The sequence below is a fragment of the Paenibacillus sp. FW126-R14 genome (assembly GCF_058789495.1).
In genome coordinates this window covers 25,905-49,275 of record NZ_JBYTBS010000057.1, presented here as the reverse complement: position 1 = coordinate 49,275, position 23,371 = coordinate 25,905, and the positions used below count along the sequence as shown (strand labels likewise).

Sequence of the window (23,371 nt, the reverse complement as noted above, 5' to 3'; positions counted from 1 at the left end):
GAAGTGGGGGATGCGGGGGGAGCGGGGGTGATGCTCGCCCCTTTTTTGTGCGGCTGGGGCCATGGTCAGGCGGCTGAGGGGGAACTAGGGTCCGTTATTTTCGCAGATTTGGGCCATATGGTGGGTGTAGAGGAACTCTGTTCCTCTATTTTTCTTTTTTTGGCTTTAAACACGGTTGGATGGACAATTAAGACCCTGTAGTTCCACCTGGCAGTCGAAACTTGCTGATATTGCATAAATAGGGGACTCCAGTTCCCCATATGGGAGGTGGGCGATGCTGCTTCCGCGGAGATCCACGAACCCGCCTGGTCCAGGCAGTTTATAAATTTTTAAGAATTGTTTTAGGCGAGGTTAATAGCTGTTTTAGCGGCAATTAAGATCGGAGGGATAAGATGTATACATGGAAGCGTGGAACGCATCCAAATTAGATAAAGCGTGAGAAGACGCGGAGGCCAAAAGATATGAACAAGAAATTAGCAATGATAGGTTTAGGCGTGGCGGTAGGCAGCATGATGCTGGTGACATCTGTATATGCAGGCGTGGGCGATGCACCGGGATATGAGACTTTCAAATCAGCCGTGAAACAAACAGCAGCTGTGCATAATGTAACACGACAAGTAAATGTAACCCTGCAGGACAACGGAGCTCAATTGCTGAACGTAAAATCGACCATTAAGAGCAGCGGTGATAATCGCGCGGGAAGCGCAGAAGTGACCGTGAACAGCGGCACAGACGAACAGAAGATTCATTTCTACAACCAAGACGGCAAGCAAATTATAAAAACAGACGATTCCGACGTCTACAAAGTACTGGAAGGAAACGACAGAGGCGGCAAGTTCAAAGACCGTGAAGGCACTGCGCACACACCGGACCCGCAAGTCGTCAGCGAAGTGGAAAATGTGGTCGACGCCATCGTCGGCAACCTCAAAAACTATGTCACCATGGATGAAGCCGCGGGCAACGTGAAGGAGATTCATTTTAAATTGACAGGCAGTCAAATTTCTCCGGTTATAAACACGCTTGGCTCTCTGGTTATTAAGCACGGCACGCTCGAGAAGAACGACCGTCCGCTGCCGTCGAAAAATGATACGCTCGGTATCGATATGACGACGCTGAAGAACAGCCTTCCGCAGTTAACGTCTGATATCAAGATGGATGGAGTGGAAGTGAACGCCAGTGTAGATGCGGATAATCACATCACCAACCAGAACGCCCAAATTCACATCTACGGCAAGGATGCGCAAGGTCAAGCGCATGATGTCGTGCTGAGCGTGGATATGACGTTGTCCAGCCTGAACTCGACAACTCCGGATAAGGTAGATTTGACAGGAAAGCAGCTGGAAACCGTGAAGTTTGACCCTGAGAAGTCCCACAGAAACTGGAGCGACAAGCAATAGTACAAAATGGAGGTGGCGGAGGCAACCGCTGACCTCCATATTCTCTTGAAAGGCGGATCATCCATGAGGCCAGTCGTCGAAATCAAAAGTCTTACGAAAGTTTACAATAACCTGCGCGGTATTCACGAGGTCAATATGACCGTGCAGCAAGGCGATATTTACGGGTTTTTCGGCCCCAACGGCGCGGGGAAAACGACCGTCATGAAAATCATGACCGGACTGATCAGAGCGCAGCAGGGGGAAGTGAAGCTGTTTGGTCATGATGTGTCCACACACTATGAGCAGGCGATGGCGAAAGTTGGCGTGCTGATCGAAACAGCCGAAGCGTACACCTATATGAGCGGAAGGCGGAACTTGGAGCTGGCGGCGAGATTTTATCCCGGAACCGATAAGAAACGCGTAGACGAAGTGCTGGAAATCGTCGGGCTCACCCCTTTTCAAAAGGAAAAGGTAGCGGGCTATTCGCTCGGCATGAAGCAGCGTTTAGGACTTGCGTCGGCAATGCTGTCAAAGCCGGAGCTGCTTATCCTCGATGAGCCGACGAACGGTCTGGATATCGAGGGGATGGTTCATATCCGCGAGATCATTATGCATCTGGCCCGCGAAGAGCGCATAACCTTCCTGATCTCCAGCCATCTCATTCATGAGATGGAGCTGATGTGTAACCGCATGGGCATCATCCATCAAGGAAGGCTTGTCCGCGAAGGGCTTGTATCGGAGATTGCCAGCGGCAGCGCGACATTGGAAGAAGCATACCTGCGCGAAATTCAAGAAGTGAGGAGGCTCGCCGCACATGCATAGCTTAACGGCCAACATTTGGAACGAAACCATCAAAATCACATCCAAGAAGAAGACGATCTTCTTCCTTGCCGTCACCCTGCTGCTTCCGGTTATTGCAGGACTGCTCTTGTCCCAATTCCAAAGCGGCATTGGTATCGGAGCGATTGCGTCGCAAGATTTTCCCATTATTATGCTGGGTTTGCTCACGAGCATTTTCCTGCCTCTCTTTGTTTTCATGGGCGCTGCGGACGTATTTTCCGGTGAAATGGGAGACCGCACGATGAAGAACACGCTGACGCGGCCCATCACACGCTTCAAGGTGTTCGCCTCCAAGCAAATTGCGCTCGGCGTTTTTATTGCGCTGTACTTAGCTGCGGGTCTGCTGGCTTCCGCTATTTCGGCGTTGTTTTTCCAGCACCTCGGAGGCTTCGGGACCGTCGTAAATTGGCTCCTCGCGTATGGCGCGGCTTTTCTACCGCTGCTTGTGCTCAGCATTGCCGCAGTCTGTCTGGCGCAGTTCTTTTCCAATGCTTCCTCCGCATTGACGGTGAGCATACTGCTTTATTTGGCGTTTAAGGTGGCAGCTTTCTTTATCCCGCAGATTGCAACGTACTCGCCTACAGCCTATACGGATTGGCATATGCTTTGGATTGGCAGCAGCTTGGCGGCCGGCAAGGTGGGCAGTATCTTTATGTTTTTGATAGCGTGTAGTATATTGTTTTTTACAGCAGGATTTTATTTGTTCGATAAAAAGGAGATCTGACCACGATGTCGATTCGCTTACGGCTGGTACTTTCATATATCGCCATGCTGCTTGTACCTCTTTTCCTTTCAGGGATGGCCGTGATCCTAATCTCCATCGCAACGTTCGGTAGTTTGAAGTCCGGTTTTCAGGTCGATTTCTCGCAGGGCAACCCGATCAAACGCGTCGTTGAACAAGAACTCGAAAATGTCGCTTACATGAAAGCCAAAACAGAAACCGAGCCGGACGCTTTTCTCGATCCCGTATTTGTTAAGGACTTGGAGGACCGGTTCCACAAAATCAATATGGGTATTATTATCCGCAAAGATAAAGAAATTACGTATAGTTCTCCCTATCTGAAAGAGGCGGAGGCGCAGAACAGCTCCAAGCTTCCTACTTTCGGCACCTCATCCGGCAAATTTCAGCGCAATCAAGGTTCTCTGTGGATAACTCGGCAGCAGGATTTTCTGTTTTCCGATAACAGCAAAGGGTCCGTCTTTGTTTTTTTGGATGGAGGTCCTTTTCAGAAATATTTGCACCAGTTTTCAAAATCGGTCATTTTAACCTTTGTGCTCATTCTCGTCGGTACGAACGGCGTGCTGACTTTCTTCGTTTCCCGCAGCATTATTAAACCTCTGAGAGCGCTCAAACGAGCCGCGGAGGAAATAAAAGAAGGCAATCTCAACTTTGAAGTGGTGCCCCAGTCCGATGATGAAATCGGGGAGCTCAGCAGGGCTTTTGAGGAAATGCGGCGCAAGCTGAAGAAATCGGTTGAAGTTCAACTTCAATACGAAGAGAACCGCAAAGAGCTGATTACGAACATTTCGCATGATTTGAAAACGCCGGTTACGGCTATCAAAGGATACGCCCACGGCATTATGGACGGCGTCACGAATTCTCCGGATAAGCTGGAGAAATACATTCGCACCATTTATACGAAAGCGGAGGATATGGATCGGCTCATCGATGAGTTGTTTTTATTCTCCAAGCTGGATCTGGGCAAAGTTCCCTTTCAATTTGAAACGGTGGATCTGGGCCAATACGTGCAGGATTGCGCGCAGGAATTACAGTTCGATATGGAGAAAAAAGGCGTGCATTTCGCGCTCACCGAGCTGCCGAAAGAGCCTTTGATCGTAACGGCGGACCGTGATAAGCTAAGGCGAGTGCTGCTGAACATCATCGAAAACGCCATCAAATACAGTGAGGAAGGCAATTGCCGCATCACCTTAACACTCAGAGAGATCGACGGCTATGCCGTCATTCAAATAAAAGACCGGGGCCAAGGCATATCGGAGGAGGCGCTGCCTCATATTTTCGACCGGTTTTATCGCGCCGACCCTTCGCGAAACTCCGCGACCGGAGGCAGCGGGCTGGGCCTTGCGATAGCCAAACAAATCATGGAAGAGCACGGCGGACGCATCGGCGCCACCAGCATGATCGGGCAGGGGACGACCGTCTACATGGCATTACCGCTTAACAAGCAGGAGGAGAGTCAAGGATGAGTCGGATTTTGATCGTTGAGGATGAACAAAGCATTGCAGAGCTGGAGCGGGATTACCTGGAGATCAGCGGCTATGAAGTCGATATCGAAAATAGCGGAGATAAAGGTCTCCAACTCGCGCTTTCCACAGCGTATGATCTCATCATTCTCGATTTAATGCTGCCGAAGATCGATGGTTTCGAAATTTGCCGGCGCATTCGCAGTGAGAAGGACATTCCCATTCTGATGGTTTCCGCCAAAAAGGAAGACATCGATAAAATCCGCGGCCTCGGCCTCGGCGCCGACGATTATATGATCAAGCCCTTCAGCCCCAGCGAACTGGTGGCCAGGGTTAAGGCGCATCTTGCCCGGTACGAAAGACTGATGGGCCGGCGCGAGACCAAGAACGACGAGGTGCGTATTCGCGGCTTGATGATCGATAAAACGGCGCGCCGCGTCTTTGTGAACGAACGGGAGGTTATTTTCACGACCAAAGAATTCGACCTGCTTACGCATCTGGCGATGAATCCGAATCGCGTATACAGCAAAGAGCAGCTGTTCGATCTCCTCTGGGGGATGGACGCCATGGGCGAAATCGCGACAGTTACGGTTCATATCCGGAAGCTGCGCGAAAAGATCGAGCAGGACCCGTCGAATCCGCAATATATTGAAACGATCTGGGGCGCGGGGTATCGGTTCCGGATTTAATAGGAAGCCTTGCTGGAGTGTATAACTCTGGTCGGGCTTTTTCGTTTCTTGGTAAAGAAAACTGCTCTAAATGTAAATACTTGCCAATTCAGATGCGCTTACTGTAAAATCTATTAAAAAGGAAATTTTTTCATAATAAGGATTATTATTTCCGTTGTGAGAGGGCGGCCATATGAATATTTTTAGCGGGGAAAGGGATTCGGAGCACTTGTGGATCCGTCTATCGGAAATAGAAGCCAAGAAAATAGCACTGTGGAATGCGACATTCACCGAAACAGGAATAGACCGAGATATTTCGACTTTGCCGTTTCGCTTAGCAGAGATACAGAGTGAAGAACAAATTAAGAAAGAATTATCTCTTATTTTAGCTGCAAAGGAAGAGATAGCTTCTCTCTCGAAAGCGATATCGAATCCGCACTTAATCATTTTTACAAATCAGAACGGAGTGGCACTAGTCTTTACTGGGCCAGAAAATATAGTAAATACATTGGAGTCTATGAATGTTGGTATGGGGACATCCTTTGCTTTAGAGCATGCTGGCATTAACGCTATTTCTCTTTCTATGCAATTGAATGCGTTGGTAGCGGTACAGGGATTAGAGCACAGCTTGACGTTTTTTTCGAAATGGAGTTGTATGTGCTCTCCGATTAAGCATGGAAATGAAATAGGAGGTTACCTGAATATTTCCGTTTCACTGACTGAGAATCTAAGTTTTATTGCCTCGCTATTAAGACGGATGATAACCGATATAGAATCTCGAATGATGTTGGCTGACCCAATGAGTAGACAGGCACTGATCTATGAGCATTTTGATCTTTTTTCTCTAACAAAACGCGAAAAGGAAATTGGTTTTGGCTGGTTGCAGAACCAAAGTGCTTTGCAGATTTCACTTGCACTAGGCATTTCAGAGGCAACGGTGAGGCACACACTTAAGAAGGTTTATAGCAAGACGAAGTGTCATGATCGAGGGGGATTTATTAAGAGATTTATGATATGAAGTACCCTATTTGTGGTATTTAATTACAATTTAAATGAAGTTAATATAAATACTAACAGTATGAATAGTATGTTTGACGATCGTAGCAGCTCTCGTGGCTTTTGCAGCTTTGCTTGAGTTTAATTCTAGGGGATGAAATTCTGCAATGTTGGTTCATTGGATTAAATGGAAAATTTATATTCGCTGGAAAAACGAATGGAAGAAGTTAACGCCGACTTATATGCTCATACTTTTAGTTGATGTATTGAAAATGATGGTTTTTTTTTCTTTATCTCTGTTCATTCTGGATATTCTCATTTACCCGCCCGAAGAGGCATCTAAACTGCTTAATGACTATGCAGGGGGAATGGCTAAGGAACTACTGCAACAAGCACTGTATCTTGAGGCAGATACCAAGTTAGTCTATATTTGGACCTTATTGTTCATACAACTAACAATCATGTCTATTATTTCAGGCGTGGAAGCTTCTAAGTGGGAATTGAGCCACAAGGACGACCTGATCCTGCATAATCTGGCGTGCAGCGAAAGACAAAGAAAATTACTTTTATACACCGAACAAATCGTCTGGCGCTTCAAACAACTGATTACTGGATTCATGCCAATCTTACTAGCATTGCTTTTTCTCGTTTCATCCAGCTTTAGTCATTTTTTTGTCTTATTATTTATCATTTTCTTAACTTATTTCGTCCAGTCTCAATTTGTTTCTAACTTACATAATTTGACTACCTTCATAAAAATGAGAAAAAGAGAATATACCCAATTTATTATTTTCCAATCTTTTATCTTCAAACTGTCTGTGGCTGGTTTGGGCTATCTGTTTGGGACAACATTTATTCCATGGGTTAATGCCTTTCCGCTAATAGGCAAACAAGTAGATGTACAAGCCTTTAAGGATTGGCAACTAAGTGGACAACAACTTTTCTTGCAACAAGTGTCTGGATTTTTTCAGTTCTTCCTACATGATTACTGGCCGCATACACTATTAGCCAGAACTGCTGTTGACTCAGCTCATTTGCTTGGATGTATTTATTACATTTTCATTGTAACACTTCTGACCTTATTGCTAGCAATGTGCAACGCAAAAACAAATAAAGAACGCCAAATGAAAGATAACCCGGTTTTCGAGAAAATTTTTCTTGCTATTGGTAAATATTTAGGGATTTCTGATTCTTTGATTGCCACCAGGATTAAACTGATGTGCAGATCTCAACAATTGCTGCAACGTCCTGCAGTTTTATTGGGAGGAGCCATAACTTGGAGCGTTGTTGGGGTATGTGCAGCTCTGCTTAGTCATACAGACTCCGTAAAAGTATTTTATTTAGTTTTGACCCTATGTATATACATGTTGACTTACTTTCTCTCTACATTATTATTTGATGACTTGTCCAGCCAGTTTTCTTTTGATAGTGATGGCAGGCAGCTATCCCAATTTATTTTTGCCGGGTTCACATTATGGCACGTGTTTACACAAAAAATCCGAATATTTTTAATTGCTTCTGTGCCCATGTTTATACTAACTCAGCTCGTAATTGTAAGCAGCCTAACTCTTGTTAGTTGGAAGATAATTATTTTAATTCTGATAGTAACTATCATTAATTATGTTGCCTTTGCCTTTGTAAATTATATTCCAAGCATAACGCGCCCACATTTCGACTTTATGCATGTCGAACAACTGGATGATTATACAGATAGAGGGATGATTAAGGCCATCCTAAGAACGATGCTCTTGGGGTTCATAATACCCATTATGCTACTGCCCCTTGCTTTTTATCTGGCTAACAATATAAATGAGCATTCCTTCGTTTTTTTACAATTAATCTGTGTTCCTTTACTTACGATCGTGGCTGTTTGGTTAGGAGCCTGGTTGATAAAACGCAAACATAACCGTTTGTTTACGATTGAAGAATTAAACCTATAAGCAAAGAGGAAAACGCCAATGAATGAGATTCATGGACAGGCTCACACAAGTCTGAACTTTTGGAATGTTAGTAAAACCATTGGTTCTGCAAGCATCTTAACAGATCTAACTTTCAAAGTACCTGATAAACGTATCGTGGGCTTCTTGGGACCTAATGGTGCTGGTAAAACTACGACGTTACTAATTGCTGCTGGTTTAAACCATCCGACTTCAGGTCGTGTATGGATTAATGGAATTGATATGCAATCACAGTGGAAAGAAGCGAAAGCAAGGGTTGCTTTCATTGCCGAGCATCCTTTGTTATACGAAGAATTAACAGGGAAAGAGTTTTTGAGGTTTCATTGCGATTTATTTGGACTGCATATAGCCAAACACGACATTTCAGAGAAATCCGAACAGTTCCAGTTGACGAATGAACTCGATAAACACATCAAACATTTTTCACTAGGAAATAAAAAGAAGTTAGCGCTGCTTGCCTGTTTGCTGAGACAACCTAAATTGCTGCTCTTGGATGAATATATTTCTGGATTGGATCCAATAAGTTCACTGAACATCCGTTCCATTCTTACGGATTATGCAGCAAACCAAGGCTCCGTCCTGTTGTCCACTCATCAATTAGAGGTTGCCGAAAAATTTTGTGACGAATTTATCTTTATTGAAAAAGGCTGCATCGTCGATACAAGTTCTCGTAAAGATATATTAGCGTCAAATAAGTCCCTTGAAGATTATTTTATTCATCAAATCCACCGAATACGTTCAAACCAAGGAGACAATCGTTCTCATAAAAATCTTGATTAATGCAATGATTTTTATTATTGGCCTCCTTTCTCTGGCCTTTCAGTTCTATTATAGACACTGGTAATTGTCCATTTTCGTTCTCGTTTGCATGATTGTGATGCTCGTTACTACCAATTTAGCAATAAAGAAAAAAGTAGTTTGTAAAAATATGAAAGGGGGTGAAACAATGTTGGAACTTTTATTCGCTGATCTAACAACTTACGCAGGCATTTCTGCCACATGGGCTACTGTAATAGTTAATGCCATTAATGTAGGCTCCACCGTAATCGCTCTGGCTTCCATTTTTGCGTCTGCTGGCTTGAGCGCTGGGCTCATTTTAGTTGTTAAACAGTTTGTTGCAAAAAATGGAACAAAAGCTGCAATAGCTTGGTAATAAGGGTTACTAAGCTATCGTAAGAAACAGTACGAGAATGGGATGAGATAAGAGGTTGCTACCTTTATCTTATCCCGCTTTTATTTCCCAGTAAAGATGATAAGGTGCGGCTATGAAAATAAAACATTACTTTTCCAAGTTAAGTTACCTCTATTTTAGCTCAACTCTGCTGTTATGCATTGGAGTGGTAACTGGGGCATTGTTCATCTTGGCAACGTCAGGCGCAACCGTTATTGAATCAAAAAATATAATAGTAAATCAAGAATCTGGTTCGCAGGCAGCCATACACATATTTATAAGGAATAGTTGCGTAGCGCTTATACTTGTACTAGGCTTGTTTTTTTTTGCTTTGCCTACCATTGCTATTTTATTTATAAACGGGCTTTGGATTGGTGCAGTAATCACCAGTAAGCTAATCGATGGGGCTTCATTATTCGAGATTGGAATAAAGATTCTACCGCACGGCATGTTTGAAATCCCGGCTTTATTGCTTGCTGGGGCGATAGGTTTAAAAGGCATTTATTTTTATTATAATTCTGATAAGCAGTGGGCCATTCATCTAAAGTACCTCATTTACGTCATCTGTTTCTTGTTTGTAGGTGCTCTTGTGGAGGGCTTTATTACGGCTAAACTTTAATGATTGGAGTAGAACTAATGAGCGCAATCGAACCTACATCAAATATAAAGACTGCATCTGGCCAAAGTTTACTTGATCTTGTGGCCGTTATTTATTCACCAACACTTACATTCAAAAAAATAGATGCTAACTATCGAATCCGATGGGTCATCTTATGTTTATTTATTATCCATGCTTCATTTTATTACTTTGTTTCCAACCGATTAATTGCAACGAATGAAATTCAGACATTGCTGCATCAAGGGGAAATCGCAATACCAACTTTAGCTACACAGATACTCAAAATTGTAATTACTATTTTTTCAACTGGCATCTATTTTATCACTGTACTAGTCTCACATTTAGCATTGTATGTGGTTTCAAAAGTCTTCAAAACAACGATTCAAAAAAAGATGCTTTTTGCAATTATTCTAATCTCTCAAGGTCCCGTATTTATCGGTAAAATATCCAAATTATTCTATGCGCATCATCAGTCTAGCACTACCGAAATTGCATCAAGTCAATCAATCACAAGCTTAGGACTACTGGCGAGCCAATTTTCTCAAAATCAAACTTTCATTAAAGTGTTATCTGGAGTTGATTTGATGGAAATATGGACTTATTCGTTAATTGGTCTTGGAATAGCAACAGTAGCAAATAGTTCTTTAAAAAAAGGACTTTTAACTGCATTCACTGTTTGGCTAATCATCTTTATTATTAATGCTTCTGCAGTCATTGCGATAACATAGTTGGGACAACTAGGGAGATTTAGTTATTCTCTGTACTCCATTACTGAATTTTAGATGTACTCAAGAAAAAATAAGGAGTTCTTAGGCTTGGATAAGAAAACTGGCTTTCTCTTTTTGAAGTTTATGGCATTTTTAACTGTAGTTTCGGTTATATCTATGCTTTTACGAGGAACGTTTGATTGGAGTTGGTTTACGATATCTGTCATTTTTATTCCGGCGATCGTATTAAGTATCTTTGTAACGATTTTTATAAAAAGAAGATAATAAAGATCCAAAGCTAAAGGCGGAGTCTATGAAGAAAAAGTGGTTAGTAACCATCATTGGCATTGGCATATTAAGTATAGTGGGAGTAAATGTATATTTAATAACAAAATCACAAAACTCTCACTCTAAAGTGGCAAACGTACAGGTCATTAAAGTAAATATGCAGCAAATGTCAGATACTTTGATTGCTTCAGGAATTGTAACACCAAGAGAAGAAGAGCGGATTTTTAAAAATGAAGCCATGGGAACCGTTAAAGATATATTCGTTTATGACGGACAAGTAGTTAATAAGGGTACTGAGCTGTTTCGTTATGACGAAAATGAAATTACGAATAAGATAACTCTGTTGGAAATTGAGAGATCACGCTTATCCCTTGAACTTGAGCAGCATCGTGAAAAGCTGGATAACCTGGAAGCAGACTTTAAGCATAATTTAAAAGATACATTGCAGGTCGAAGAGTCTCTTCGCCAAATAGAGAAAAATAAAAACGAACTCGATCGACAAGTAAAATATACGATGTTATCCATGCAACAAAATGAAATGGAAATGGCTAGTCTCTTAAAGAAGAAGGATAACTTAGTTGTCAAAAGCACGATGTCTGGAATTGTTAAGAAAGTTGCGAGAAATGCCAATAAAACAGCGACAGACCTACAAGAACCTATCATTCATCTTGTGTCCAACGAACCTTATAAAGTTAAGGGCACAATTACGGAGTTCGATTCTGTCTTTGTAAAAGTGGGTCAGCCCGTAAAAGTGAAAGCGAAAGTATTATCAAATGAAATGTGGGAGGGGAAGATTGAGAGTATCCAATTGAGTCCTTCTCAAAGTGTCCTAAATTCAGGTCTTGAAAAGAACACATCGGTTACTTCTTACCCGTTCGAGGTTGCTCTCATAGATAATCACAAAGGATTGCAAGATGGTTATCATGTGTCCGTGGAAATACAAATAAAAGCAAAAGAGAATGCACTTATCCTGCCTCATGATGCAACCTTTGCAAAGGATAGTAAAGAATATGTCTTTGCTGTTGTAGATAACAGGCTGCAAAAGAGAGAAATAACGATTGGATTGATGATCAATGAGCTTAAAGAAGTGATTGCAGGTGTTAACGAAGGGGACATTATTGTCAGACATCCGAAAGTAGAATGGAAAGACGGAATGGAAGTGAAAGTAGATGCTCCAGCTTCATAATGTTTTTAAAACGTATAAATCGGATGCCATTCAAGTCCCTGTATTACATCATTTAAGTTTGTTGATTGAACAGGGTGAGTTTGTTGCTATAATGGGACCTTCCGGCTCCGGCAAATCTACGCTCATGAGCATTATTGGGCTGTTGGATACAATAACCTCGGGTGCATACTTTTTGAATGGAAAGGATGTCTCAGCAGCCTCGGATAATGAATTGGCCAAATACCGCAACAAGCATATTGGCTTCGTCTTTCAACAATTTCACTTGCTGCCGAGGTTGAATGCATTAGCCAATACAGAGCTTCCTTTGATTTATGCCAGGGAAAAGAAAAAAATAAGAATGGAAAAAGCGCATAAGGCTTTAGAAAAGGTTGGTCTTAGCGATCGAATGAATCATTATCCAAATCAGTTATCAGGTGGGCAGAAGCAGCGTGTCGCAATAGCCAGAGCCATCATTAATAACCCCGATGTGATTCTTGCGGACGAGCCTACGGGTTCTCTTGATTCCAAGACAGGTGAACAGGTTATGAATATTTTCTCTGCGTTTAATCGGGATGGCAAGACTGTCATTCTTGTTACTCATGAACCGGAAATAGCTCGGTACGCCCAAAGAACCATTCTTCTTCGAGACGGAATTGTCATAGAGGACCGGAGGGTTTAGGAATGGAGTTATGGGAATGCGTGAAGATGGCCGTCACATCATTGTATGCGCATAAATTAAGATCGCTGCTAACGATGCTTGGAATTATTATTGCAGTGGCTTCTATTATTACCATTGTCGCAATCGGGCAAGGCGGCGAAGCAGCATTAAAAAAGAATTTGGTTGGCAATGGAAGTAACTCGCTAGATATACTTTATCGCAATCTTGAGACAGATGAAGAGGTTGAACAAAGTTTCGATGAACCTGCTGTTAGATTTGATGAGAGTGATGTTTTTGATCTACAAAAGCTTCCTGAAATATCAAGCATTATTAAGATGAATTCAGCTCCTTCAGTTTTACATTATGCAGATAAAATCGTAAATTCTCAAATAGTCGGTATGACGGAAGGATATTACGACGTGTACCCTCTTGAATTGATTTCAGGGCGTCTTATGACAAAAAATGAGATTCAACAAGGTCGGAAGGTTGCATTGTTAAGCGAAGATGTAGTCGAGAAATTAAGTAGAGGAACAAGCATCGTAGGAGAGATTATTGAACTAGAAGGAATATCTTTTAAAGTTATAGGTATTTATAAGGAAAAAAAGAAGAGTTTTCTAAATTTTGGAATGAGGAAAATTCTTGTCCCTATCGCTGTATGGCCTACTTTGTTCGGTGAGGATAGCATTCATTCGTTAGCCATTCAAGCCAAAGATCAGAATAAACTTAATGAAGCCGGGCAAAAGGCTGTAGATCTGCTTAATCTAAAATATCGATATAAGAAAATAAATGGTGAATACTATATTTTTAATATGGAACAAATTCAGGAATCCCTCTCGATGATTACGAAGACCATGACAGCTATTATCAGTGGAATAGCGGGAATTTCACTGGTTGTAGGTGGTATTGGTGTAATGAATATTATGTTGGTATCTGTAACCGAAAGAACCAGAGAGATTGGCATACGCAAAGCCTTAGGAGCCACGCGGGGAAGTATATTACTGCAATTCTTAATCGAATCCATGACTCTAACAACTTTAGGAGGCAGTATAGGTATTCTCATTGGAACAGGAGGAGCCTATTTAGTGTCGATGTTAACTCATTGGCCACCGCTAGTATCAGTACCAGTAATTATTGGTGGTGTATTATTCTCTATGTCTATTGGTATTCTGTTTGGCATGTTGCCAGCCAATAAGGCCGCGAAATGCGATCCGAATGAATCTCTGAGATATGAATAGAGCCTGGCAAGAGTGCACAACTCTAGCCCGGCTTTTTCGTTTTTGGGCATAAAAAAGCAAATCTTCCACTCATGTTCATTTACAACTTCTAATTGTTAATATATTGTAAAATCTATCTAACATAGAGGAGACAACAACGATGACGCTGTCTGTGGATATGCATGATTTAATGAAGTTAGGAATCGCTGCTATTTTCGGTCTAATTATTGGTCTGGAACGGGAAATCAGAAATAAGCCTCTCGGACTCAAAACTTCTTTAATTATTTGTCTCAGCAGCTGCTTGCTGACGATTGTGTCTATTGAATCTGCAAATAAATATGCGGTACCAGGGCTGCATGTTATGGACCCTATGCGGCTTGCTGCTCAGGTGGTCAGCGGAATCGGATTTCTTGGCGCAGGGGCGATTCTCCGGAAGCATAATGATGTCATTATCGGATTAACGACAGCGGCGATGATTTGGGGAGCGGCAGGATTGGGGATTGCGGTTGGGGCCGGGTTTTATGTTGAAGCGTTTTTTGGATTGCTACTGATTATGGTGAGTGTTGTTGTTTTACCTTATTATATTAAAAAAAGAGGGCCAAGGCCGCTGTTGATGAAGGATCTGCGCGTCCGGCTCGTCGTATCGCATGAGGGCGATTTAACGATCATTATCAAGGATATCATTGCCAGAGGGTACAAAATGAAAAGCGTACACATTAAAGAGCTGAATCATGAGCTGCAAGAGCTCAATTTCATCGTGTTCATTGACCGCAAGTATGCTTCGGAAGTATACGCTGAGTTAAAAAGCATGGCATATATTGAATTCGCCGAAGTGGAGACGCTGTAGAAGCTAAGGATTGGAGCATCGGCCTAGTGCTGCGTTCTGATCCTTTTTGTTTGGGGCTTGATTGGGCCATGGGCGGAGCTTCGTTGCACAAAATGCAACGTAAGAGTAGGTTTTTGCTCTACGGAGAGCAGTTTGTTGTACAAAATACAACGATATCAGCCAAATGGCCGGTAAAAGGCAAATTTCCGCTAAAATGGTTGCACAATGTACAACGTGAGGTTATGACTATGCTTAATTTGAGCAATATGATTGTAGAAAGTGCAACATAGAAGAGATGAGCGAGTTTTGTATGGCTTAGCCGCAGTAATGTTGTAAGCACAAAAGCAGCGTACAGCCTTGCAGCAACAAGAAGCGAGCTCAGCGAAGCGCCAAAGCCCGCCAGCATGTTTTAGGCCGTAATTGCGACGGCAGCAGCGAATTTCGCACCCAACTCACGGCATAATTTCTTTTGCTCGCTGGTGGGATTAAATTCGATTTTCAAACCGTCAAACACTTTCTCCGTACCGAGCTCGGCAAGCTTAGCTTCAATGGTATCCACGGCAGCGCCGAAGTGCGTATAGGAGGAGTCGGCTGAACCGAATGCGCCGGATTTACGGCCTTTAAGATCCAAATCCTCTAATTCATCATAGAAATCCTCGAATTCGTCAGGCAGATCGCCATCGCCCCATGTATAGGCTCCAAGCAGAATGCCATCGTAGTTTTCCAGCTCTACGCCGCTTGCATCTACAACGGATTTTACAACCGGCTCAATGCCTGCCTCACGGATACCTGTCGCGATTTCTTCAGCAATTTCCTCCGTATTTCCTGACATGCTGGCGTACACAATAATGATTTTTGGCATGGTGTTCCCTCCACGGAATGGTTTTATAGGTATGTAGTCATCTTGTTAACGTCTTGGTGCTTCTAATCATTTTCATATTAAGTGATAATGATTATCATTGTCAACATTTAAATGAGAATGCAATGAGAATAAAAAGTTTTCGCTCAGATGCGCAGCAGGGAAGGACTATACGACTGTGAGGAAGAAATCATGATACAATATCGAAACATGAACTTTACGCGGCATACGGAAAAGGGGAACTGGCATGGAGGATATTCATCTGCATTTGAAAAATCTGGGCTTCACCGATCTGGAAGCCAAGTGCCTGCATGTGCTTGCTGAATGCGGTACGCAAACGGGCTATGAAATCGCGAAGCAGCTCGGCGTGTCGCGTTCGAATGTCTACTCCGCGCTGCAGAAGCTGGCGGAGAAGGGCGCGGTGCTCACCAGCCACGGTGAGCCGACGCACTACCAAAGCGTGCCGATCGAAGAGATCGGCGAGCGTGTGGAGGCGGAGCTTCAGGCATCGATCCGCTACGTGAAAGAGCACATGCCGAAGCAGGGAGCGCATCGTGCCGAGTACTTCAGCTTGGAAGGCGACGCCAAGGTTCTGGATCGCATCCGCACGGAGCTGAGGAAGGCGAAGGAGGAGGCGCTCTGTGATCTGTGGGCGCAGGAAGCGCAGCTGCTGAAGGACGAGCTGCGGCAGGTGCCGGCACAAGGCGTGCGCCTGCTTGTTTCGACGATCGGCGATAGCGGGCTGCCGAGCGGTGTGCATCAGTTTCCGCATAAGCGCGATGCGGCATGGAGCGACCGTAAAGGGCGGAAGTTTACGCTGCTCATCGACCGTAAACTGGCTATTGTCGGCACGCGAGGCGGCGATGAGCCGACGCTTGCCATGCTGACGGAGCATCCAGCGATGGTGGAGCTGCTGCTCAACAGCTTTTGGCGCGATGTGGTGATCCACGAGCTGCAGCAAGATATGGGCGCGAAGCTGGAAGATAAATACGGGAAAAATTTTAAGAAGATTATCCAGAAGTACACCGAGGGAAAAGAGAAGGATAATCAGCCGGGCGATGCCGGGAAGCTGTTAGAGGGCAAGCTAAGTGAGAGTAAGAATGGTGAGGGTAAGACAAAGGAAAGTACCAGTGGTGAAGGCAAGGTTCAGGAAGGCAAAGCTAGCGAAGAAAAGTCGAATGAAAGCAAATCCGGTGAAGGAAAGAGGAAGAAGAAGAAATGACGCAGCGTGACGGAGAACACTTAACGAGAGAACAGCAAGAACACATCCTGCTCGCGGCGGAGGCGCTGGTGAAGGAAAAGCTGGAGCGCGATAGCAGCGGCCACGACTGGTGGCACATCTATCGCGTCGTGAAGACGACGAAGCGCATCGCCGCCCAGGAGGGCGCCGACGCTTTCGTCTGCGAGCTTGCCGCGCTGCTTCACGACGTCGTCGACGAGAAGCTGAACGCCGATCCAGCCGCCGCGCAGCGCGAGCTGGAAGATTGGTTGGCCGCCAGCGGTACCCCGGCGGCCGCGGTAGATCACGTGCTGGAGATCATCGGCACGATGTCGTTCAAGGGCGGCGCACGTCCGCCGATGCGCACGCTGGAAGGGCAGGTCGTGCAGGATGCCGACCGGCTGGACGCGATAGGCGCGGTGGGCATCTCGCGCGTCTTCGCCTACTCGGGCTGGAAGGGCCGCCCGATTCATGATCCTACCGTCACGGCGCGCGAGCACATGACGGAAGCGGAGTATCGCGCGGGGAACGACACCGCGATTAATCACTTCTACGAGAAGCTCCTCAAGTTGAAGGAGCTGATGAATACAGCCTATGCCCGCCAGCTTGCGGATGAGCGGCACCGCTTCATGGAGCAGTACCTCGGGCAGTTTTACGCGGAGTGGGAAGGCGAGCGGTAATTTATGCTGCTACGAAATTAGGGCCGCATGCGGCACCCTGGATTCGCGGAAAGAATAAACCGTCTAGGCGAGAAGTACGCCTGACGGTTTTTCTGCATTTAAGCTCATGAAAAGTTGCTCCCAGGCATCTTAACTTGGTCCCAAACCCTGCCGTTACTACGCCTGCCAAATTGAATTGAACAGATTCAGTTTCGAGATCAGCTTTCGTCGGAATTTGTGGTAATATAGAACGAAGATGATGTTGAAATTCGAGCAGAAAGAGATGTTGTGACGATGAAAAAAGAAGCAAAGTATATAGCGACAGTCTCCTTAGGCGTGATGGGAGCAGGTTTTGTAGCTACACTTCCCGTAGCTTCCACGGTGTGGGGAGGATTCTTGCAAGGCGGCTTTGAAGCTGGCGTTGTAGGCGGATTGGCTGACTGGTTTGCGGTTAGCGCCCTGTTCCGTCACCCGCTGGGCATTCCGATTCCGCATACGGCGCTGCTGCCGAAGAATCGCGAGAAAATTACGAAAGCGCTTGTCTCCACGGTTGAGAACGAGCTGCTCTCCAAAGAAACGATCCGTGCCCGCTTGCAGCAAATTCGTTTTCTGGAGCAAGGGTTCGAGCTGGCGGAAAGCCATCTGGACAGCGAGGCGCTTCACAAAGGCCTTGGCATGCTTGCCAAACAAGCGTTAAACGCGATTGATCTTGAAAAATTAACGCCGCTGCTGGCGGAAGAGATCCGCAAAGCGCTCCAGGACCTGGATACGAGCCGTCTTGTGCGCGCGCTTGTCGATACGGTTATGGAAGGCGGCTATGATGGCAAAACGTTGGACTTTATTCTTGATAAAGTGGAAGCCTGGGCGTTCAAAGCAGAGACGCGCGATCAGCTCGGAGCGATGGCGCTCAAAGCTTTCGAGGGTCTGCAGTCCAATGGCTTCATGGCGTTCGCCGTGAACGCGTTTATCGGCATGGTCAATGAGGAGAAAATCGGTGGCATCATCCAGAACTTCTTGCTTTCCTACATTGAGCAAATGCGCATGAATCATCATCCGCGCAGGGAGGCCGTCCTTTCCTTCATCCGCAGCGAGCTGAACAAGCTGGAGAGAAATCCTAAGCTTTTGGCAGAACTTGAAGCGTTAAAAACCAAGCTCCCGGACATGTTCGATCTGGACGCTAAGCTGGCGGGATTGATTGTGCGGCTGAAGGCTAAAGCTGTGGACTTTGTGGAACAGCCTGATTTTGTACCTGTGTATGTGGTGCCGATGATTCGGAACGTGCTTGCGACTGTGAAGGCAAATGAAGCTTTGGTGCAGCGCGGCGAAATCTGGGTGCAGGAGCAGATTGCCGCTTATTTGGAGAAAAACCACAGCAAAATCGGCCAACTGGTCAAAGAGAATCTGGATAAGTTCGACAATGAGAAGCTGACGGAGCTTATGGAAGACAAGATCGGAAAGGATTTGCAGTGGATTCGCGTCAACGGGGCGATCTGCGGATTCATCATCGGGCTTGGCTTAGCCGGGATAAAAATGCTGTTTTAAAAGTGAACGACTTACGGGACATGCCCGAGGTGGAGGGATGCGCTTTGATCGAGATTAAAGGAGTCAGCAAGACGTTCGTGCAGCGAATCGGCGGCAATTACAAGGCGCTGGACAATATCACATTAACGATAAAAAAAGGGGAGTTCGTCTCCGTACTAGGGCCATCCGGCTGCGGAAAGTCGACGGTGCTGAACCTGGTCGCAGGCTTCGATACGCAAAGCGAGGGCACGATTGAGGTGAATGGCAAAAAGGTGACCGGCGCCGGGGCGGACCGCGTGGTCGTGTTTCAGGAGCACGGCCTTTTCCCATGGTTAACGGTGCTGGACAATGTAGCTTTCGGCCTCAAACAGAAGGGCATTCCCAAAAAAGAGCGCCACGAGCTCGCGATGGAGCAGATCAAAGCCGTGCATCTCAGCCGCTTCGCGGACCGCTATCCGCATGAGCTTTCCGGCGGCATGAAGCAGCGGGCAGCAATTGCAAGAGCACTTGCGATGGACCCTGAGATTTTGCTCATGGATGAGCCGTTTGCAGCATTGGATGAGCAGACTCGCCTTATTTTGCATAAGGAATTGGAAGAAATCTGGATGCGGACGCGTAAAACGATTCTCTTCATTACCCATAACATCCGCGAAGCGGTGATCTTATCGGATCGTGTCGTGGTGATGTCCACACGTCCCGGCACGATTAAGAAGGAGTTTGCCGTACAGGCCGCAAGACCTCGGGATATCGCAGATCCTTTGCTGCATCACGTGGAGAATGCGGCGCTGGACGCGCTGGCGGATGAGCTTGAGAAGGTGGTAAGAGAGGAGACGGGCGATGAGTACCGCATTAAGAAGAACGATTTTTCTGGTACTGCTTCTGATAGCTTGGGAGGCGGGATTTAGACTGTTTGGCTGGGGCTGGAAGTTCCCTTCGCCGACTCAGACGCTGCAAGCGTTTTATGACGGATTGGTGCATGGCGAGCTGTTGGAAGCTACGGTAGCCAGTATGATTCGCTTGCTCGTTTCCTTCGCGATCTCTTTGGCGATCGGAACGACGTTAGGCTTCTTGTTCGCCCGTTACCGTCTGCTTGATGATACGCTCGGCTTTTTGGTTGTATCGCTGCAAACGATTCCGAGCATTGCTTGGCTGCCTTTTGCTATTATTTGGTTCGGTCTTAACGAATCTTCGGTTATTTTCATTACGACGCTGGGCGCAACCTGGACGATGGCTCTTGCGAGCCGCACCGGGATCAAGAACATCCCGCCGATTTACTTGCGCGCTGCGCAAACGATGGGAACGGGCAACGGGTTCAGGCTGTTTGTGCAAATCATGATTCCGGCGGCTTTCCCGCATCTCATCAACGGTGTCCGTACCGCCTGGGCTTTCGCCTGGCGTGCTCTCGTTGCCGGGGAGCTCATCGCCAAAGGGGCGGGGCTCGGTCAACTGCTGCAGGACGGGCGCAATTTGGGCGACACTTCGCTCATGCTGTGTATCGTCATTATTATTGCTGTGCTGGGCACGGTCTCCGACCACTTCTGCTTTAAGAAACTGGAAGATAAAGTGCTGGAGCGCTATGGCCTCGCCGGCTCCAAATCTTAAGCAGGGAGCGGGTCGCATGAGAAAAAAAGCATGGATGCTGCTGCTGCTGCTTCTGTTCGTCGTTACAACGCTGAGCGCCTGTGAGGAAAAGCTCACGGCTTCCGGCAAGCCTCAAACGGTCAGGGTCGGAGTTTTTAAAAATGTCACGCATGCCGCAGCCTATATCGCGCTGGAGCAAGGGTATTTCGCCAGGGAGTGGGGCAACGACGTGAAGATTGAAGTCACGGCTTTCGATAACGGCTCCGACTTGTCCATTGCGATGGCTACGGGGGATATCGATGTCGGCTTCGTAGGTCCCGGGCCTGCCACAACGTTCTTTTTGAAAAGCGGCAACTATCGCGTTGTCTCCGGCTCCAACAACGGCGGTGCGGTGCTTGTTGCACGAAACGGCGCAGGAATAAATAGCGTTAAAGATTTAGTCGATAAAACGATCGCGATTCCGTCCAAAGGGAATACGAATGAAATTTCGCTTCGCCTGCTGCTGCAGCAGGAGGGCATCTCGCTTGGCCGCAATACGGGCAGCGCGCATCTCATTGTGCGCTCTCCGTCAGATGCGCTCATTTCCTTCCGTCAGAAGGAAATTGACGCGACGCTTGTCCCCGAGCCATGGGGGACACAGATCGAGAAGGCCGGACTCGGCAAGGTCGTGGTCGATTGGCAGGCGGTCCCGCCGAATCACGGCGATTATCCGACGGTGATTATGGTGGCGAGCGATAAGTTTATCGAGCGCCACAGGGATATCGTGAAGGGCGCGATCCGAGCCAATATGGACGGCATCGCGTTCATTCAGAACAACCCTGAGCAAGCTTACGAGCTCATCAATAACCAGCTGAAGCAGTACAGCGGCAAAGGGATGGACAAGAGCTTGATCAAAGCTTCGCTCAGCCGTCTGAAGCTTACCACCGACGTTGACATCAAGGTGATGGAGGAAATGGCGAAGGTCTCAATCGCCGCAAGGTATATTAAGGGCATCAAGGCAGAGGAGCTCGATCTTAGCAAGTTCGTCGATCTCTCGATGCTGGCCGAGGTGAAGGCCGGCAAGTAGGCGGGCGGGGCAGGCAGGGACATCATACTGCATGAATAAAAGACCAAACGAACCTCACGGGTTTGTTTGGTCTTTTTAATGTGCCTTCCTTGACGCAACCCTTGAACATCGTCCGCTCTGCTACTGCTTCCGACTACTCTCGGCTAATTCCCGCCCGAAACCGCCTGCTGCTCGCTCTTCTGCTGCTTATGCGCCTTGGCGTCGATGACTTTGCCGCTGCTGCCGCCTTTGTCGCTCACCGCTGCGATTTGCATCGCGCTGCTGCCTTGGAAAACGCCGCCCTCCTGAACGATGAAGGAGCGGACATCGATATTGCCGACCAGCACGCCGGAGCTGGTGACAATGAGCTTGCCTTTGGTGTAGATATTGCCTTTTACTTTGCCGGCAATGATGACATCGCGCGCCTGGATGTTGGATTGCACGACGGCGTTTTCGCCAATCGTAATGTCGCCTGCGCATTCTATGTCGCCATGCAGCTGGCCTTCGATGCGAAGGCTGGCCTCGGACATGATTTTACCTTCGCAAATGGTGCTTCCCCCGATCAACGTATCCGTTGTTTTCGCGTCGATGCGTTTCAATTTTGAGCTTCCAAGCATTAGTGTTCATCCTTTCTATCGGTTATCAGATAAGGGGTGGGGTCAATCGGGACGCGGTTCTTCTGTACCTCGTAATGCAAATGGGAGCCCGTGCTTCGTCCTGTGGAACCGAGCAGGCCGATCTTTTGGCCCTTCGTTACGGAGTCTCCGCGTTTCACGAGCATTTTATTCAGATGCATATACCCGGTTTGAATCCCGCGCGAATGATCGATAATGATACGATTGCCGTAATCGTTATCGAAGCTGGCTTCAATGACTTTGCCGGACGCCGTCGCATAGACGGCATCATTGAGTTCGCCGTCGAGATCAAGTCCCGTGTGCATCGACGGCTTACCCGTAAACGGGTCTTTCCGAATACCGAAACCGGAGGTGAGGCTGTGCGTCATGACGGGCCAAAGTGTCGGCGTGATGCTGCGCAAGTACTCGGCTTCCTGCAAGCGTGCTTCCGACTTACTGAGATTAACAAGCAGCGCGTTGATATCTCCGACTAAAGTAGAGAGCCCTTGTTTGGTAGAGCTAACAAGCTGAGTGACATCTTGCGATGTGACCGGGACCTCGTTGCCGCCGACATCCGAGCTGTACCCTGTCTCGTTGAAGGCTGACAGTTTTTTGCTTGTCCTGTTCGGTTCTTCCGATTGGGTCATCAATTGTATGACATGATCGATTTTCTTGATTTCTTCGAGCTTGAGCTTAAACTCATCTGCTTGCTGGGATAAGTCAATCAAATTAGCTTGAAGCTCTTCCAGTTCATTATCTTTAAGTGTAATTTGATTAACCAGTTGGCGTTCTTGTCCATCGAACGTACGCTGCATGTCATCTTTCGTTTGATGGGAGTAGGTATTCATTAAGTAAATCGTGACAAAAAAACCAATCAGCACGAGCAGGATCACGCTGGGCACAATATATAAACTACTGTGCGGAAGCTTGAATCTTACGGTTCGGCGGTTGGCGCCCGGAATGATCATTAAGGTGAATTCTTTTTTACCCCATATGAATCTCAACCGATCCTCTTCCTTTCCGTAACAAAGTCCCCCTCCTTGATTGGATTGTATTCATGAAGAAGATGAGTCATGCCTAATTTATTATTTGGCCGGAAGTCCGTAAAACAATCTCTCCTTCATAGGGCATACTAAAATTGGGAAGGGGCAACTTGTCCAAGGGCTCAACTTTTCAACGCAAAGC

Annotated in this window: 27 protein-coding genes; 24 read left to right on the top strand and 3 right to left on the bottom strand. The window is 46.3% G+C overall.

All coding sequences use genetic code 11. The annotated features are described in order from the left end of the window. From AC3WRW_RS27080 to AC3WRW_RS26995, 18 genes are all read left to right on the top strand, one after another. Window positions 1-201 (top strand): hypothetical protein (locus tag AC3WRW_RS27080; protein ID WP_492549335.1); only part of this gene is annotated, 201 nt, incomplete at its 5' end. 260 nt (window positions 202-461) lie between these two features. Continuing rightward, window positions 462-1,397: a hypothetical protein gene (locus AC3WRW_RS27075; RefSeq protein WP_492549334.1), complete on the top strand. Its 936-nt coding sequence runs from the start codon at window positions 462-464 to the stop codon at window positions 1,395-1,397. A 63-nt stretch (window positions 1,398-1,460) separates the two neighbouring features. Continuing rightward, a complete protein-coding gene (locus AC3WRW_RS27070) occupies window positions 1,461-2,198 on the top strand; it encodes an ABC transporter ATP-binding protein (protein ID WP_492549333.1) in 738 nt (245 codons plus the stop codon). After that, window positions 2,191-2,940 (top strand): ABC transporter permease, encoded by a 750-nt coding sequence (locus AC3WRW_RS27065; protein WP_492549332.1) that lies wholly within the window; start codon window positions 2,191-2,193, stop codon window positions 2,938-2,940. The genes AC3WRW_RS27070 and AC3WRW_RS27065 overlap by 8 nt, the downstream gene beginning before the upstream one ends. Before the next feature lie 5 nt (window positions 2,941-2,945). Further along, window positions 2,946-4,421 carry a sensor histidine kinase gene (locus tag AC3WRW_RS27060; protein WP_492549331.1) on the top strand — a complete coding sequence of 492 codons (1,476 nt, stop codon included), beginning with the start codon at window positions 2,946-2,948 and terminating at the stop codon, window positions 4,419-4,421. Next, window positions 4,418-5,107, top strand: a complete 690-nt coding sequence (locus tag AC3WRW_RS27055) for a response regulator transcription factor (protein WP_492549330.1) — start codon at window positions 4,418-4,420, stop codon at window positions 5,105-5,107. Before AC3WRW_RS27060 ends, AC3WRW_RS27055 begins: the two co-directional genes overlap by 4 nt. A gap of 172 nt (window positions 5,108-5,279) precedes the next feature. Beyond that, on the top strand, window positions 5,280-6,104 hold the full coding sequence (locus AC3WRW_RS27050; protein ID WP_492549329.1) for a helix-turn-helix transcriptional regulator: 825 nt from the start codon (window positions 5,280-5,282) through the stop codon (window positions 6,102-6,104). Between the two features lie 145 nt (window positions 6,105-6,249). After that, window positions 6,250-8,022: a hypothetical protein gene (locus AC3WRW_RS27045; protein WP_492549328.1), complete on the top strand. Its 1,773-nt coding sequence runs from the start codon at window positions 6,250-6,252 to the stop codon at window positions 8,020-8,022. 18 nt (window positions 8,023-8,040) lie between these two features. Further along, entirely contained in the window at window positions 8,041-8,820 is a 780-nt protein-coding gene (locus tag AC3WRW_RS27040) for an ABC transporter ATP-binding protein (protein ID WP_492549327.1), read from the top strand. Between the two features lie 88 nt (window positions 8,821-8,908). Next, a complete protein-coding gene (locus tag AC3WRW_RS27035) occupies window positions 8,909-9,193 on the top strand; it encodes an uberolysin/carnocyclin family circular bacteriocin (RefSeq protein WP_492549326.1) in 285 nt (94 codons plus the stop codon). 112 nt (window positions 9,194-9,305) lie between these two features. After that, a complete protein-coding gene (locus tag AC3WRW_RS27030; protein WP_492549325.1) occupies window positions 9,306-9,830 on the top strand; it encodes a stage II sporulation protein M in 525 nt (174 codons plus the stop codon). After that, entirely contained in the window at window positions 9,830-10,558 is a 729-nt protein-coding gene (locus AC3WRW_RS27025) for a YIP1 family protein (protein WP_492549324.1), read from the top strand. The genes AC3WRW_RS27030 and AC3WRW_RS27025 overlap by 1 nt, the downstream gene beginning before the upstream one ends. Window positions 10,559-10,645: 87 nt before the next feature. Then, window positions 10,646-10,822, top strand: a complete 177-nt coding sequence (locus tag AC3WRW_RS27020) for a hypothetical protein (protein ID WP_492549323.1) — start codon at window positions 10,646-10,648, stop codon at window positions 10,820-10,822. Between the two features lie 28 nt (window positions 10,823-10,850). Next, the gene (locus AC3WRW_RS27015) at window positions 10,851-12,011 is read left to right on the top strand and encodes an efflux RND transporter periplasmic adaptor subunit (protein ID WP_492549322.1); all 1,161 of its coding nucleotides are present in this window, start codon (window positions 10,851-10,853) and stop codon (window positions 12,009-12,011) included. Next, complete coding sequence (locus AC3WRW_RS27010; RefSeq protein WP_492549321.1) at window positions 11,995-12,669, top strand: ABC transporter ATP-binding protein; 675 nt, start codon at window positions 11,995-11,997, stop codon at window positions 12,667-12,669. Before AC3WRW_RS27015 ends, AC3WRW_RS27010 begins: the two co-directional genes overlap by 17 nt. A 2-nt stretch (window positions 12,670-12,671) precedes the next feature. Then, window positions 12,672-13,883 carry an ABC transporter permease gene (locus AC3WRW_RS27005; protein WP_492549320.1) on the top strand — a complete coding sequence of 404 codons (1,212 nt, stop codon included), beginning with the start codon at window positions 12,672-12,674 and terminating at the stop codon, window positions 13,881-13,883. Between the two features lie 139 nt (window positions 13,884-14,022). Then, window positions 14,023-14,709, top strand: coding sequence for an MgtC/SapB family protein (locus AC3WRW_RS27000; protein ID WP_492549319.1), 687 nt, complete (start codon window positions 14,023-14,025; stop codon window positions 14,707-14,709). Between the two features lie 26 nt (window positions 14,710-14,735). Further along, on the top strand, window positions 14,736-14,978 hold the full coding sequence (locus AC3WRW_RS26995; protein ID WP_492549318.1) for a hypothetical protein: 243 nt from the start codon (window positions 14,736-14,738) through the stop codon (window positions 14,976-14,978). Window positions 14,979-15,097: 119 nt separating this feature from the next. Here the strand turns inward: AC3WRW_RS26995 and AC3WRW_RS26990 are convergent, their stop codons facing one another. Next, the gene (locus AC3WRW_RS26990) at window positions 15,098-15,550 is read right to left on the bottom strand and encodes a flavodoxin (protein ID WP_171683208.1); all 453 of its coding nucleotides are present in this window, start codon (window positions 15,548-15,550) and stop codon (window positions 15,098-15,100) included. 244 nt (window positions 15,551-15,794) lie between these two features. Here AC3WRW_RS26990 and AC3WRW_RS26985 point away from each other — a divergent pair, with 244 nt between their 5' ends. The 6 genes from AC3WRW_RS26985 (at window position 15,795) to AC3WRW_RS26960 (ending at window position 21,593) form a co-directional block, all read left to right on the top strand. Next, on the top strand, window positions 15,795-16,769 hold the full coding sequence (locus AC3WRW_RS26985; protein ID WP_492549317.1) for a helix-turn-helix domain-containing protein: 975 nt from the start codon (window positions 15,795-15,797) through the stop codon (window positions 16,767-16,769). Further along, window positions 16,766-17,446 (top strand): HD domain-containing protein, encoded by a 681-nt coding sequence (locus tag AC3WRW_RS26980; protein ID WP_492549316.1) that lies wholly within the window; start codon window positions 16,766-16,768, stop codon window positions 17,444-17,446. Before AC3WRW_RS26985 ends, AC3WRW_RS26980 begins: the two co-directional genes overlap by 4 nt. Window positions 17,447-17,719: 273 nt before the next feature. Then, window positions 17,720-18,967, top strand: coding sequence for a DUF445 domain-containing protein (locus tag AC3WRW_RS26975; protein WP_492549315.1), 1,248 nt, complete (start codon window positions 17,720-17,722; stop codon window positions 18,965-18,967). Window positions 18,968-19,011: 44 nt separating this feature from the next. Further along, window positions 19,012-19,851, top strand: a complete 840-nt coding sequence (locus AC3WRW_RS26970) for an ABC transporter ATP-binding protein (protein ID WP_492549314.1) — start codon at window positions 19,012-19,014, stop codon at window positions 19,849-19,851. Further along, entirely contained in the window at window positions 19,784-20,548 is a 765-nt protein-coding gene (locus AC3WRW_RS26965) for an ABC transporter permease (RefSeq protein ID WP_492549313.1), read from the top strand. The genes AC3WRW_RS26970 and AC3WRW_RS26965 overlap by 68 nt, the downstream gene beginning before the upstream one ends. Before the next feature lie 16 nt (window positions 20,549-20,564). After that, window positions 20,565-21,593: an ABC transporter substrate-binding protein gene (locus AC3WRW_RS26960; RefSeq protein ID WP_492549312.1), complete on the top strand. Its 1,029-nt coding sequence runs from the start codon at window positions 20,565-20,567 to the stop codon at window positions 21,591-21,593. 143 nt (window positions 21,594-21,736) lie between these two features. Here AC3WRW_RS26960 and AC3WRW_RS26955 read toward each other — a convergent pair whose 3' ends face one another. After that, entirely contained in the window at window positions 21,737-22,189 is a 453-nt protein-coding gene (locus AC3WRW_RS26955) for a bactofilin family protein (protein ID WP_492549311.1), read from the bottom strand. Further along, window positions 22,189-23,190, bottom strand: coding sequence for a M23 family metallopeptidase (locus tag AC3WRW_RS26950; RefSeq protein WP_492549310.1), 1,002 nt, complete (start codon window positions 23,188-23,190; stop codon window positions 22,189-22,191). Before AC3WRW_RS26950 ends, AC3WRW_RS26955 begins: the two co-directional genes overlap by 1 nt. Window positions 23,191-23,371 lie beyond the last annotated feature (181 nt).